13 protein-coding genes are annotated in these 13,833 nt (G+C 70.4%); 8 read left to right on the top strand and 5 right to left on the bottom strand.

All coding sequences use genetic code 11. The features are described from left to right. Window positions 1-239 precede the first annotated feature (239 nt). From CU044_RS08370 to CU044_RS08385, 4 genes are all read left to right on the top strand, one after another. A complete protein-coding gene (locus CU044_RS08370) occupies window positions 240-641 on the top strand; it encodes a DUF6221 family protein (protein WP_129767839.1) in 402 nt (133 codons plus the stop codon). 76 nt (window positions 642-717) lie between these two features. After that, window positions 718-2,124: a dihydrolipoyl dehydrogenase gene (gene lpdA, locus CU044_RS08375; RefSeq protein ID WP_129767840.1), complete on the top strand. Its 1,407-nt coding sequence runs from the start codon at window positions 718-720 to the stop codon at window positions 2,122-2,124. 219 nt (window positions 2,125-2,343) lie between these two features. Continuing rightward, the gene (locus CU044_RS08380; protein ID WP_129767841.1) at window positions 2,344-2,946 is read left to right on the top strand and encodes a hypothetical protein; all 603 of its coding nucleotides are present in this window, start codon (window positions 2,344-2,346) and stop codon (window positions 2,944-2,946) included. An 11-nt stretch (window positions 2,947-2,957) separates the two neighbouring features. Beyond that, complete coding sequence (locus CU044_RS08385; protein WP_240045434.1) at window positions 2,958-3,764, top strand: fibronectin type III domain-containing protein; 807 nt, start codon at window positions 2,958-2,960, stop codon at window positions 3,762-3,764. Window positions 3,765-3,774: 10 nt separating this feature from the next. Here the strand turns inward: CU044_RS08385 and CU044_RS08390 are convergent, their stop codons facing one another. The 4 genes from CU044_RS08390 to CU044_RS08405 all read right to left on the bottom strand — a co-directional run bounded on the left by CU044_RS08390 (window position 3,775) and on the right by CU044_RS08405 (window position 8,533). Beyond that, window positions 3,775-4,827, bottom strand: a complete 1,053-nt coding sequence (locus CU044_RS08390; protein ID WP_129767842.1) for a LacI family DNA-binding transcriptional regulator — start codon at window positions 4,825-4,827, stop codon at window positions 3,775-3,777. 79 nt (window positions 4,828-4,906) lie between these two features. After that, a complete protein-coding gene (locus tag CU044_RS08395; protein ID WP_129767843.1) occupies window positions 4,907-5,503 on the bottom strand; it encodes a DUF305 domain-containing protein in 597 nt (198 codons plus the stop codon). An 83-nt stretch (window positions 5,504-5,586) separates the two neighbouring features. Next, entirely contained in the window at window positions 5,587-6,540 is a 954-nt protein-coding gene (locus CU044_RS08400; protein WP_129767844.1) for a DUF1996 domain-containing protein, read from the bottom strand. Between the two features lie 124 nt (window positions 6,541-6,664). Further along, window positions 6,665-8,533 carry a discoidin domain-containing protein gene (locus tag CU044_RS08405; RefSeq protein WP_129767845.1) on the bottom strand — a complete coding sequence of 623 codons (1,869 nt, stop codon included), beginning with the start codon at window positions 8,531-8,533 and terminating at the stop codon, window positions 6,665-6,667. Between the two features lie 370 nt (window positions 8,534-8,903). On the opposite strand from CU044_RS08405, the gene CU044_RS08410 reads away from it, so the two are divergent. From CU044_RS08410 to CU044_RS08425, 4 genes are all read left to right on the top strand, one after another. Then, window positions 8,904-10,676 carry a coagulation factor 5/8 type domain-containing protein gene (locus CU044_RS08410; RefSeq protein ID WP_129767846.1) on the top strand — a complete coding sequence of 591 codons (1,773 nt, stop codon included), beginning with the start codon at window positions 8,904-8,906 and terminating at the stop codon, window positions 10,674-10,676. A gap of 218 nt (window positions 10,677-10,894) precedes the next feature. Continuing rightward, a complete protein-coding gene (locus CU044_RS08415) occupies window positions 10,895-11,575 on the top strand; it encodes an ABC transporter permease (protein WP_129767847.1) in 681 nt (226 codons plus the stop codon). Beyond that, the gene (locus CU044_RS08420; protein ID WP_129767848.1) at window positions 11,572-12,243 is read left to right on the top strand and encodes an ABC transporter permease; all 672 of its coding nucleotides are present in this window, start codon (window positions 11,572-11,574) and stop codon (window positions 12,241-12,243) included. The genes CU044_RS08415 and CU044_RS08420 overlap by 4 nt, the downstream gene beginning before the upstream one ends. Beyond that, on the top strand, window positions 12,240-13,196 hold the full coding sequence (locus CU044_RS08425) for an ABC transporter substrate-binding protein (protein ID WP_129767849.1): 957 nt from the start codon (window positions 12,240-12,242) through the stop codon (window positions 13,194-13,196). The genes CU044_RS08420 and CU044_RS08425 overlap by 4 nt, the downstream gene beginning before the upstream one ends. A gap of 1 nt (window position 13,197) precedes the next feature. Here the strand turns inward: CU044_RS08425 and CU044_RS08430 are convergent, their stop codons facing one another. Beyond that, window positions 13,198-13,830 carry a hypothetical protein gene (locus tag CU044_RS08430; protein WP_129767850.1) on the bottom strand — a complete coding sequence of 211 codons (633 nt, stop codon included), beginning with the start codon at window positions 13,828-13,830 and terminating at the stop codon, window positions 13,198-13,200. Window positions 13,831-13,833 lie beyond the last annotated feature (3 nt).

Consider the following 13,833-nt stretch of genomic DNA (forward strand, 5'->3'; position numbering starts at 1 on the left):
AGCTGATCCTTGCCGGACAGGGACCGTTACCGGATATGCGCAGACACCGGATATGCACAGACACCGGATACGCACTGTTCTACCGCGTTTTCATCCGGTGGCCAGGGAGCGCTTACCCGACGTGCGCGATCCTCATGCGCCATGCCGTTTGTACGGCATCCTCTGCTGGACGGTAGAACGTGCCCGGGGACGGAGGCCTTCCTCTCCCCGTGCCCGTGACGGTAAAGGACCGAGAGCTGATGAGTGACGACAATGCGGACCTGCTGGCGTTCGTGCGGGCGCGCCTCGACGAGGAGGCGCGGCACGCGCAGGAGGCCGGCGGGGAGCGCTGGCGGTGTCCGCCCGAGATGCCGGGCGAGATCCACGACCGTACCGGCGGGATCGCGTTCACGGTGCGGACGCGCGGCTACGACGAGCACATCGCCCACCAGAACCCGGAGTACACCCTGCGGCGCATCGAGACGAGCAGGGTCCTCCTCGACGAGTACGCGGAGGTGTCCCACCTGGACACCGACCGTCCCGCGGACGACTTCCCGTCGGGCCGCGCCGTCGGGCTGGGCTTCGTCGTCCGGCAGATGGCGGCGGAGCACGCGGGACACCCCGGATACCGGGCGAAGTGGCTGCCCCGGTTCGTCCGTTAGGGCCTGTCGTGTGAGGGGCAGCACGCTTGCCCCGACATGTGCTCGCGCGGCGTCCCGGGTGCCTATGGTGTGGATCATGAGCACACACTTTGATGTCGTGGTCCTCGGAGCGGGACCGGGTGGATACACCGCGGCGGTCCGCGCGACGCAACTCGGGCTGCGGACGGCAGTCGTGGAGGCGAAGTACTGGGGCGGTGTCTGTCTGAACGTGGGGTGCATCCCCTCGAAGGCGCTGTTGCGCAACGCCGAACTGGCGCACATCTTCACGCAGGAGGCGAAGACCTTCGGAATCCGGGTGGAGGGCCGGGTCAGCTTCGACTACACGGAGGCGTTCAAGCGCAGCCGCAAGGTCGCCGACGGCCGGGTGGCCGGCGTGCACTATCTGATGAAGAAGAACGACATCGCCGAGTACGACGGCCGTGGCACGTTCGTCGACGACCGCACCCTCCGGGTGGCGCTGTCGGACGGCGGTACCGAGACCCTCACGTTCGACCACTGCGTCGTCGCGACGGGGACCACGACCCGGCTGCTGCCGGGGACCTCCCTGAGCGAGCGGGTCGTCACCTACGAGGAGCAGATCCTCTCCGACACGCTGCCGGAGAGCATCGTCATCGCCGGTGCGGGCGCCATCGGCGTCGAGTTCGCGTACGTGCTGCACAACTACGGGGTGAAGGTCACGATCGTCGAATTCCTCGACCGGCTGGTTCCGTTGGAGGACGCCGAGATCTCCAAGGAACTCGCCAAGCGCTACCGGCGGCTGGGCATCGAGGTGCTGACCTCCACCCGGGTCGAGGAGATCGACGACAGCGATCCGTCGGCGAAGGTGCGCGTCACCGTCTCGCGCGACGGGCAGCGGCAGGTGCTGGAGACCGACAAGGTCCTCCAGGCGATCGGCTTCGCGCCGCGCATCGCCGGCTACGGCCTGGAGAACACCGGCGTCCGGCTGACCGAGCGCGGGGCGATCGACGTGGACGGACGCGGTCGTACCAGCGTGCCGCACATCTTCGCGATCGGGGATGTCACGGCAAGGCTCATGCTGGCCCATGCCGCGGAGTCGATGGGCGTGATCGCGGCCGAGACGATCGCCGGCGCGGAGACCATGGAGCTGGACTTCGTGATGATCCCGCGCGCCACCTACTGCCAGCCGCAGATCGCCAGCTTCGGCTGGACCGAGGAGCAGGCGCGCGAGCGGGGCCATGACGTCAAGGTGGTGAAATTCCCCTTCACCGCGAACGGCAAGGCCCATGGTCTGGGCGATCCGGCCGGTTTCGTGAAGCTGATCAGCGACGGCCGGTACGGCGAACTGCTGGGCGCGCATCTGATCGGCCCCGAGGTCACCGAACTGCTGCCGGAGCTGACGCTGGCCCAGCAGTGGGACCTGACGGTCCATGAGGTGGCACGCAATGTGCACGCCCACCCGACGCTGGGCGAGGCGGTCAAGGAGGCTGTCCACGGCCTGGCCGGTCACATGATCAATTTCTGAGGCCCGCCGGCGGGGGCCGGGGATCGGTGGCGGGGATCGACGGCGGCGATGCGGCGGGGACGTTCCGCATCGCCAACAGTTCGCTCTCGAAGGACTCTTGACGGGTGGTTGGTCCAGTCCTATCTTCCCACTCAACCATTCAAAATCAGAGTCGGCGTTCATGTATGTGGAATGCGGACTCTGATTGCGTCCTCCCCCCCCCAGAGAGGGAAGTGAGACATGTTCACACGCCTTCGGACGTTCACGGTTCTCGCCGCGGTGGGTGCTTCCTCGTTCCTCGCGGCCCCGCACGCCTCCGCCGAGGTCGAACCAGGCGGCTGGACCTCGGTCTCGCCCACCTTCACGGTCCAGGAGCGGGGGTGCGGTCAGGTCGACGGCCTGACGTTCACGCTCACCTGCTCCACCGCGAGCGGTGACCAGCGCGCCGAACGCCGGTACGCCACCTACACCGGGGGCACCCGGCAGTTCGAGGGCTACTTCCGCATCAGCAGCCTGAGCGGTACGCGCATCAGCCTCAAGCAGACGTTCAACGAGTCCGCGTCGGGTCCCTACTTCATGCTGGCCGCCGAACGCGGCGGGCGGCTGTACGCGGTCCACGGCGGCACCACGCTGTCGAACGCCGGCACCGTGGGCGCGACGGTCCGCGTCAACACCGTTCACCAGGTCGGCACCTCGCACCGCACCTACATCAACGGGTCGCTCAAGCACACCTACGACAGTCCGGGCGGCAGCTTCTACGACAAGTTCGGCGCCTACCGCACCGACAGCGGCAACGGACCGGCCACGGTGGTCTGGAGCGACGTCCGCTTCTGGCGCAAGTAGCGGACCCGTCCGTGCGCCCAGCGATCCGCGCCGCCGTGCCGGCCGTCGCGCTCGTGCTGGCGGTGGCGGCGTGCTCCGCGCAGCCGCCGGCCGAGCGCCCCGCCCGGGGATCCACCGCCTCCCCGGGCGGTGCCGCCGCCACCCCGGGAACGCCCGGGACCGGCGACGGAGCGGCCGCCACACTCCGCGCGGTCCTCACCACACCCACCGACATCGATCTCAGCTGGCGGGGCGGTGCGTCCGGTGCCTCCGGCCATGTCCTCGAGTTCGCGACGGAGGAGGCGGGGCCGTACACCGTCCTCCAGTACCTGCCGCCCGACGTGACGACCTACCGGCACCCCGATCTGATGCCTCGTACGACCTTCTTCTACCGCCTCCGGACCTTCGACGGCCCGGCGTCGGCGCCGGTCGACGTCTCCCTGCCGCCGGGCGAACTGACTACGGAGGACCAGGAGTCCGGCCACGACTGGCTGCCTCCGCGCGGGGATCCCGGCCGGTCCGCGACCGGTCGTACCGTCCGGAGCGGGGGAGCGGCGGCGCCCAGCGGGCTCAAGGCCGTGGTCAAGCATGCGAACGGCATTCACTTCAGCTGGACCGATCACGCGTCGGACGAGGAGGGGTTCCTGCTGGAGTCGCGCCCCCGGGGCGGTTCCGCTTACGCGCCGGTCGCCGTCCTCGACCCCGACATCAACTCCTGCGGGCTGATCACGCTCCCCACCGAGAAACGGGCCTCCTACCGGGTCCGCGCCTTCACCTACGGCGCGCGGTCGAACGTCCCCCGGCTGACGACCGGGGAGCCGGCGGCGGATCAGCGTTAGGTCCGTGCTCTCAGGCGGACTGCCGGACCACGAGCACGGGGGCGAACAGCTCCGACCGTACGGCCTGGCCCGGCCGGGCGATCCGGCGCAGCAGGAGCTGGGCCGTCGCGGAGGCCATCTCCTCGACCGGCTGCCGTACGGTGGTCAGCGGCGGGTCGCAGGACTGGGCGGCATGGCTGTCGTCGAAGCCCACCACCGCCACGTCCCGCGGCACCTCTCTGCCCGTGCGCTGGAGGACCGGCAGCGCGCCGAGGGCCATGAGGTCGGAGGCCACGAACAGTCCGTCCAGATCCGGCCGCCGCGCGAACAGCTCCCGTACGGCCGACGCGCCTCCCGTGTGGGTGAAGTCGCCCTCCGTCCAGGGGACATCGTGGATGCCGTGCTCCGCCAGGGCCGCGCGGAAACCCTCCAGGCGCTCCCGCGCCGCGGGCATGTCCTGCGGCCCGGCCACCGAGCCGATCCGGGTCCGGCCCAGGGCCACCAGATGCCCGGCGGCCAGCCGGGCTCCCTCCCGCTGGTCGGCCTCCACGAACGCGAGCGAGGAGTCGCGCCGCGGACGCCCCGACAGGACCGCGGGCAGCCGGGTGTCGGCGAGCAGCCGCGGCAGCGGGTCGTCCACATGCGACGAGATCAGCACCACGCCGTCCACATGTCCCTGGCGCAGATACGAGAGGGTCTGGAGGCGGGACGCCTCGTCGTCCACCAGCATCAGAACGAGATGAACGCCCGCGGGCCGCAGCACATCGACCAGCCCGCTGACCACCCGCCCGAAGTGCGGGTCCGTGAACACCCGGCCCAGGAAGGGGGCGGCGGCGTGGCGCTTCTCCTGCTCGGAGACCACGAGCGCCACCGAACCCGTCCGCCGGGTCACGAGTGAGCGGGCCGCGCGGTTGGGGACGTACCCCGTGGCGGCCACGGCGTTCTCCACGGCGTGCCGGAGCGCCAGATCCACCGTGGGTGTCTCGTTGATGACCCGGGACACCGTGGCCCGGGACACACCGGCGACGCGGGCCACGTCCTCCAGGGTCACCGGGCGGGACGGGGGTGAGGAGTCGGCATCCATGAGGTCTTTTATATCCACGCCCTCCCTGTCGGCACACCGGCGGCCTCGCCGTACGGCGCTCCCTCGCCGTACCGCACGGTCACCGGTCCAGCGAGGACAGCGTCCTCAGCTGCTCGGCGCGCGAGTCGGCGATACGCGCGGCGAGCCGCTTCGCCTCCTGGCTGCCGCCCGCCCGGGACTCGGAGCGGGAGACGCGCTGCGACTGTTCGAGGTGCGCGCGGATCTCCTGGCGTACGAAGCCGTCGAATCGCGCGCCCGTGAGCCCGCGGGCGCGGTCGAGATCCGCTTCCGTGACCATGCCCGGCATGTCATGGCCCTCGTGCACATTGGTGTCGGGCAGGCCCATGCGGCCGAGCAACTGCCTGAGCTGGGCCACCTCCGTACGGTGTTCCTTCGCGAGGGCGGCGGCCCACGAGGCCAGCGGCGGCGCGGAGTCGTGGGCGGAGGCCATCGCGAGAAGCTGCCCGGCCTGCTCGCTCATCGGCGTCATCAGCTGGATCCAGCCGGAGTCGGTGGCGGTGAACGGCACGCCGGACGAGGGGGCGGGAGCGGTGGACCTGCCGGGGGTCGCCGGCCGGTCGGCCGACGCCGAGCAGCTGCCCAGGAACAGGAGCGGCACCAGAAGAAGGGGGAGCACGAGCAGGGCCGGCAGGGGCGTGACGAGGCGTCGGTTCATGGTGGGGTTTCCCGTGAAGGGCCCGCCCGGGAGACCCGGGCGGGCGTGTGGGGGTGAGGTGACGGTCGATCAGGGACGATCAGTCAGGGACGGCCGTCCGCACCGCACTTGATGATGGGGTTGATGCAGTCGCGGACACGGCGCTCCATCTCGCCGGCGGGCCAGACGTTGAAGAAGTCGCCGTGCATGGTGTACCCGGGCCCCGACGCCAGCCGGAATCGCGCGGGATCGCCGTTGACGGGATACCGGAGCACCTGCCGGAGCTTGGGCACGGGGACCGGATGCGTGGAGGGGCAGGCGCCCGCCACCGGATAGGACATATGGCTCTTGTGGTCCGCGGAGTCGAGGTCCTTGCCGTTCCAGCACTGCGGGAAGTCGAGATAGGACTCCAGCATCGAACCGGCCGGGCAGTTCACGAAGTTGGGGGAGGACCCGACCTCGCCGTGGTGCAGACACGACCAGCGGGAGATGGTGTTGTCATCGGGGCCGGTGGCCTTGGCGTTGCCGGCCACGATGCGCAGGCCCCGGGGCATCGGCTGGATCTTCGCGATGATGTCGTCGCGTACGCCTTCACCGAGGTAGTAGAAGGTCGTTCCGGTCGGCTCCACCGCGGTGTCGCCGTTGTACAGGGTCGGCACCCAGTAGGACGACAGGTCGGTGGAGGGACTGCAGTTGCTGCCCGCGCGCTCCAGACTGGTCAGGTCCGAGTGGGCGTTCGTGGAGGTGTTCCCGAAGAAGCTGTGCATGTGGGACGCGCCGGGAAGGCCCGGGAACACGATGGGGTCGTCGGTGGCCCGGTGGCTGTAGGGGCACTCCGCGAGGAACTCGGCGACGCGCACCACCTCTTCGGCCTGGGCGGGCGCGGCCTGGGCCTGCGTCGCCTGGGTCTGCGCGGCCTGTGCGCGCTCTCCCGGGTAGCTGAAGCCGGCGATGAGCAGAGCCGCCACGGACGCCGCGGCGAGTCCTAACAGCCGGCGCCAACGGGGCGGGGAGGGCGCGGTGGGGGGAGCGAGGATCTTTCTCACGAGGGGTCCAATCCTTTGGTTGGGGTGATGTGTTGGGCGGGACGGATACGACGTGCTGACGCGCGGGTGGGGAATGGGGGGACGGAAGGACGCCAGGACGGGGAACGCGGGGGACGGACGGCCGTCGCCGTTCGTATCAGCCCTTCTGCTCGACCCTCACCCAGTCGACCTCGGTCTGGATGCCGCCCTGGGCGATGCGGTCGACGCTGGACTGCGGCAGACCCCAGTAGGGCGTGGTGACCTTGTTCCAGCCGGCCGGATAGGCGCCGCCGAGAGCGAAGTTGAGGATCACGTACTGGTTGTGGTCGAAGACCCACTTGCCGCGCGTGGACTCCAGCTTGGTGCGGGATGTCTCCTGGACGATCCGGTCGTCCACGAAGAACCGCATGGCGGTGGGCGTCCACTCGACCGCGTACGTGTGCCACTGGTCCGCGCTTCCCCCGCCGGGGTAGTACTGCTGCGCGCCGATGTTGCCGTCGGCGGAGTACCCCGGCCCGTGCAGGGCGCTGCTGGTCCAGTTGCCGTAGCCGATGTTCTCCATGATGTCCGTCTCGCCCGAGGCGGGCCAGGACACGGCCGGGTTGTCGACATCGCTGCCGAGCAGCCAGAACGCGGGCCAGTAGCCGTCGCCCACCGGAAGCTTCAGCCGGGCGCTGACCTTGCCGTAGGTGAAGTCGAACTTGGTGTTCGTGTCGATACGCCCCGAGGTGAAGTCGTACGTACCGCCGCCCGCCTGGGTGCACCCCTTGCAGTACTTCGGGGCCAGGATCAGACTGCCGTTCGCGGTACGGATGGTGTCGGTGGAGTCCACATACGCCTGGGCCTCGCCGTTGACCGGCCCCATCTCCTGGCCCGTTCTCACGACCCGCCACTTGGAGCGGTCGAGCGAGGCTCCCGTGAAGTCGTCGAAGAACGTCGTACGGTACGCGCCGCCCTGCTCGCCGGGGAGCGCGGGATAGGCGGCAGCCGCGTTGCCGCCGGTGCCCCACACCTGGAACTCGTAGAGCGAGTAACCGAACTGGGCCGTGGCGGGCGCAGGGTTGTAGAACGAGCGCCGCTCCTTGCCGAGCATGCGTACATAGCGGCCGGTGGCGGGCGCGGAGAGCGTGATGGTGTCATGCCGCCCGGCCGCCTCGGCCGGGGACTTGATGTCGGCGCGGCGCGCGGCGACCTCGGCGGCGGACGGGCGGTGGACGGTGCGCCAGGTCCTGTTGTCGTCGGAGACCTGGATCTCGTAGTCGACGGCGTACGCGGCTTCCCAGTACAGGTCCACACTGTTGATGGTGGAGGTGGCGCCGAGATCGACGGAGACCCAGCGGTCGGCGTTCCAGTCGCTCGCCCACCGGGTCTGGTCGCCCTTGAGGGCGGCGGGCCAGCCGCCGTCGGTGATGAACGCCGGCGAGTTCCCCGCGTGCTGGTAGAGGTTGCTGTAGGCGGGGTGGTGGAGCGCGAGATTGGCGCGGGTGGTGGAGGCCGGGGCCGGGGTGCCGCCGTAGATCTTGAAGGAGTACAGCGAGTAGCCGTAGGGTGTGCCCCGTTCGATGCCGCGCAGGCGTACGTACCGGCCCCTGACCTCCTGCGGGTAGGTGTGCGCGGTGACGGTCCCGCCGGTACCCGCGTCCTCGGTGTAGAAGGGCCGCCAACTGGTGCCGTCGCCCGACACCTCCAGCACGTACTTCTTGCCGTAGGCGGCCTCCCAGTCGAGGGTGACCCGGTCGATACGGAGGGTCTGGCCCAGATCGACCCGGATCCAGGCGTCGTCGGCGACGTTGCTCGACCAGCGGGTCGCGCCGTTGCCGTCGAAGGCGGCGCCGGGTCCCAGCTCCGGGCTCTGGCTGCCGGACGCGGTGGCGGCGGCCGGGTTCGTGCTCAGGGCCGCGGCCGCGAGGTCACTGTCCCAGGCCGCGGCCGCGGCCCGGGGGGCACCGGTCGCGCTCGGAGCCGTCGCCGCCGTCAACGCGGCGACGACAGCGGCGGCGGAGGCGAAAAGCAGACGTGGGCGCATGGCTCTCCTTCGAGAGGGGTGGGGGAGCTCGGACACAGCCCGGATGGAAGGGCGGGCTGAGGAGACCACAGCGAGAGAGCGCTCTCGTGGAACGTAGAAGCAGCCCCAGAAGGTGTCAAGACACCTGCGGCACACAGATCGCTGTTCGGTCTGATCGACACTTCGTGAATACAACCCCGCACGCCGGGAAGCGCGTTCGATCAACCTGGATAGCTCTTCATATCCCTTTATTGCAGGGTCAGTTGAGCCTCGGTGCATTGCGGAACCGGTCATCTCCCTTGACGGGCTGTTCACATGCCGTGAACATGCCTGAGTGAGAGAGCGCTCCCTGTAATCCCCACCGTTCACATTCTGAACAAGGAGAGTCGCCATGCCTACTCCCCCCACGCGCCGTACCGTTCTCGGCGCCATGGCAGCCGCCGCGTCGGCTCCGAGCATGCTCGCACTGTCCTCGCCCGCGTCGGCGTCGACGTCCGCGCGTACCGGCGCCGCGGCCCTGCCCGGCGGTGGTGATCTGGGGCCGAACGTGGTGGTCTTCGATCCGTCGACGCCCAATATCCAGGGCAGGCTGGACGAGATCTTCCGCCGGCAGGAATCGGCGCAGTTCGGCTCGGGCCGCTACCAGCTGCTGTTCAAGCCCGGCACGTACAACAACATCAACGCCCAGCTCGGCTTCTACACCTCGATCTCCGGCCTCGGGCTCTCGCCCGACGACACCACCTTCAACGGTGATGTGACCGTGGACGCCGGCTGGTTCAACGGCAACGCCACCCAGAACTTCTGGCGCTCCGCCGAGAACCTCGCCCTCAACCCCGTCAACGGCACCAACCGCTGGGCCGTCTCGCAGGCCGCGCCCTTCCGCCGTATGCACGTCAGGGGTGGCCTCAACCTCGCCCCCGACGGCTACGGCTGGGCCAGCGGCGGCTACATCGCCGACAGCCGCGTCGACGGCACCGTCGGCCCCTACTCCCAGCAGCAGTGGTACACCCGCGACAGCTCCGTCGGCGGCTGGACCAACGCGGTCTGGAACATGACCTTCTCCGGTGTCGAAGGCGCGCCCGGCCAGGGCTTCCCCAACCCGCCCTACACCACGCTCAACAACACCCCCGTCTCCCGCGAGAAGCCCTTCCTCTACCTCGACGGCGCCGATTACCGGGTCTTCCTGCCGGAGCTGCGCACCAACGCGCGCGGCACCACGTGGGGCAACGGCACACCCAGGGGTACGTCCCAGCCGCTCACCCAGTTCTACGTCGCCAAGCCCGGCGTCTCCGCGGCCACCCTCAACGAGGCGCTCACGCAGGGACTCAACCTGCTGTTCACGCCCGGCATCTACCACCTCGACCAGACCGTACGCGTCGAGCGCGCGAACGCGGTGGTCCTCGGCCTCGGCTACGCCACGCTCATACCCGACAACGGCGTGACGGCGATGAGGGTCGCCGACGTCGACGGGGTACGGCTCGCGGGCTTCCTGATCGACGCGGGTCCGGTCAACTCTCCGACGCTTCTGGAGGTCGGCCCGCAGGGCGCCTCCGCGAACCACTCCGCCAATCCCATCACCGTGCAGGACGTCTTCATCAGGATCGGCGGCGCCGGCCCCGGCAAGGCCACCACCAGCATGGTCGTGAACAGCCGGCACACGATCATCGACCACACCTGGGTCTGGCGCGCCGACCACGGCGACGGTGTGGGCTGGGAGACCAACCGGGCCGACTACGGCGTGATCGTCAACGGTGACGACGTGCTGGCGACCGGGCTGTTCGTCGAGCACTTCAACAAGTACGACGTCCAGTGGAACGGCGAGCGGGGCCGCACCATCTTCTTCCAGAACGAGAAGGCGTACGACGCCCCCAACCAGGCCGCCATCCAGAACGGATCCATCAAGGGCTACGCGGCCTACAAGGTCGCCGACAACGTCACCACGCACGAGGGCTGGGGCCTGGGCAGCTACTGCTACTACAACGTCGACCCGTCCATCCGCCAGGCCCACGGCTTCGCCGCGCCCGCGGTCCCGGGCGTGAGGTTCCACGGCCTGCTCGTCGTCTCGCTCAGCGGCAACGGACAGTACGACCACGTCATCAACGCCATCGGCGCCGCCACCTCGGGCACGACGACGGTGCCCTCGACGGTGGTCTCCTTCCCCTGACGGTGATCGGCGCGCACCGCGAGCGGTGCGGTCCGCACCCCGTGCGGACCGCACGCGGCGCGCGCTGTCATGGCGGACCCGCACGACCCCGGGCGGGAGCCGGGCGCGGGGATTCCCCCCGGCCCCGGCCCTGCCCGGCGGCCGGGGCCGGGCGGGTCCGCCATCCGTACGGTCCATCACCGCGCGCGGACGGACGGGCACGGGCGTCCAATGGACGGGTGACCGCGCCTCCGGACGACTGCCTCGCGCGCAACGAGTGGATCTGCGGCGACTACCTCTCCAGCCGCCGCACCATCCTGTGGGACGCGGTGCTCCAGCATCTCCACCTGACCTTCCTCGCCATCCTGCTCGCACTGGTCATCGCCGTCCCCCTGGCCCTCGCGGCCCGCCGCTGGAACTGGGCGGTCGGGCCCGTGCTCGGGATCACCACGATCCTCTACACCATCCCCTCGCTCGCGATGTTCTCCCTGCTGCTGCCCGTGTACGGACTGGCGGCCTCGCTCGTCGTCGCCGGGCTGGTCCTCTACTCGCTGACCCTGCTCGTACGGAACATCCTGGCAGGACTGCGCGCCGTACCCGAGGAGACCCGGCAGGCCGCCCGTGGCATGGGGTACGGACCGGTCCGGCTGCTGCTCACCGTCGAACTGCCGCTCGCCCTCCCCGCCGCCATGGCCGGGCTGCGGATCGCGACCGTCTCCGCCGTCTCCCTCGTCACCATCGGCGCGATCGTCGGCTACGGAGGTCTCGGCAATCTCATCTACGCCGGGATGAACACCTTCTTCAAGGCGCAGGTGCTCACCGCCTCCGTCCTCTGCGTGGTCATCGCCGTCGCCGCCGACCTCCTGCTGCTCGGACTCCAGCGGCTGCTCACCCCCTGGGCGCGGGAGCGCCGCGCGTGAACACCCTCGCGGCGGCCTGGTCCTGGCTCACCAGTGCCTCGAACTGGTCAGGGTCCGGCGGGGTCTGGAACCGGCTCGGCGAGCACCTCTTCCTCACCGTCGTCTGTCTGGTCATCAGCTGTGCGATCGCGCTGCCCGTCGCGCTCGTCCTGGGCCATCTGGGGAGGGGAGGCGCGCTGGCCGTCAACATCTCCAACGTCGGCCGGGCCGTCCCGACCTTCGCCGTTCTCGTCCTGCTGCTGCTCACCCCGATCGGCACGCACGGCCAGTGGCCGACGATCATCGCGCTGGTGCTGTTCGCGATCCCACCGCTGCTCACCAACGCCTATGTGGGGATGCGCGGGGTGGACCGCGATGTCGTCGAGGCCGCCCGCGGCATGGGGATGACGGGCAGTCAGCTGCTGTGGCGGGCCGAGGTGCCGCTCGCCCTGCCGCTGATCCTCACCGGTGTACGGATCGCCGCCGTCCAGCTGGTGGCGACCGCGACCATCGCCGCCCTGGTCGGCGGCGGTGGTCTCGGCCGGATCATCACCGCGGGCTTCAATCTCGCCGACACACCCCAGGTGGTCGCGGGCGCGGTCCTCGTCGCCGTGTTCGCACTGCTGGTGGAGGGGGTGTTCGAGCTGGTGCGACGGCTGGGGCCGCGCTGGGTGAGGGGCGGGGGATGAGAGCGGCGCGTACCGCCGTGGCCCTGGTCACCTCGTTCCTCCTGGCCGCCGCCTGTGCCACCGGACCGTCCCTGGAGAACCGCGGCGATGTCACCGCACCGCCCGGCGACAGCAAGCATCTGACCATCGGCTCGGCCGGCTTCACCGAGAGCGATCTGCTCGCCCAGATGTACGCGCTCCTGCTGAACCGCGCGGGGTACCACACCCGGATCCTCTCCGTCACCAACCGGGAGATCTACGAACCGGCCCTGGAGAGCGGCCAGATCGATGTCGTACCGGAGTACGCGGCGACCTTCGCCGACTGGCTGAACGCCAAGGCCCACGGCCCCGACGCGCAACCCGTCGGCTCACCCGACCTGGGCGCGACGATGAGGGCACTGCGCTCCCTCGCCGCGCCGCGCGGACTGACCGTCCTCGATCCCGGCCGCGCCGTCGACCAGAACGCCTTCGCCGTCACCGCCGCCTACGCCCGGAAACACCGGCTCAGAACACTGAGCGACCTGGGACGATCCCGGCTGCCCGTCAGGCTCGCCGCGGGCGACGAGTGCGTACGGCGCCCGTACTGCGAACCCGGGCTGAAGAAGACGTACGGCATCGACATCACCGGCATCGACCCCAAAGGCGTGGGGACGACACCGGCGAAGCGGGCCGTGCAGAACGGTCAGGACCAGATGGTCCTGACCACGACCACCGACGCCACACTCGGACAGTTCGGACTGGTGCTCCTCGCCGACGACCGGCATCTCCAGAACGCCGACTACATCGTGCCCGTCGTCAATCGCGCACGGGCCGGGAGCAAGGGCGTCACCACGGCGCTGGACAAGCTGAACACCGTGCTCACCACCAAGGATCTGGCCTCGATGAACCAGCAGGTGGACAGCTGGCGCCGGCTCCCCGAGGACGTCGCCCGCACCTATCTGGAATCGAAGAGGCTGATTCCGGCGTCGCACTGAATCACCGGCGCGGGGACCGGCCCCGACCGGACCCGCGCAGCTCGACCGAGACGGCGGCCAGCGCCGGCGGCCCGGCCACGAGAAGGACGAGCGGCGGCAGCGCCCACACCATCGCGGCGCAGAGCGCCAGAGCCACCGCGATCAGTACGGACCCGGCCGGATCGGCGGCCGAGCGGCGGGCGGCGCCCCGTACGGCGGCGGGCCAGCTGCGCCGCGCCACCGGGTGCGCGGCGGCCCGTACCGCCACGACCAGCGCCCCCGCTCCGACGACCGCCAGCGCGAACGAGACGGCGGCGGCCCCCGGCAGTCCGGCCCCGGCCAGCGCCAGATCCAGCAGGAACAGCGCGCCGAGCGCGAGCGGGACCGCGCCGGCGGCCAGGGTACGGGCGATGCCGTGCGCCCGGAGCGCGTCCCGGTACCGGCCGGCGGTCGCCGTCCGTTCCGTACGGGCGGAGTCCCGCAGTACGGAACAGCCGGCGGCCAGCGCGGCCGGGGCGGTGAGGAGCGGCAGACTCGCCACCGTCGTGAACAGACCGACGGCGAGCATGTCGGCGAAGAGCGCGAAGCGCGGGCCGAACAGCTCCCCGGGCTCGCGGCGGTCGTACGGCGAGGACGCGGCCGGCCGGGTACCCATGGC

This window comes from Streptomyces sp. L-9-10 (assembly GCF_004151105.1).
Taxonomy (GTDB): domain Bacteria; phylum Actinomycetota; class Actinomycetes; order Streptomycetales; family Streptomycetaceae; genus Streptomyces.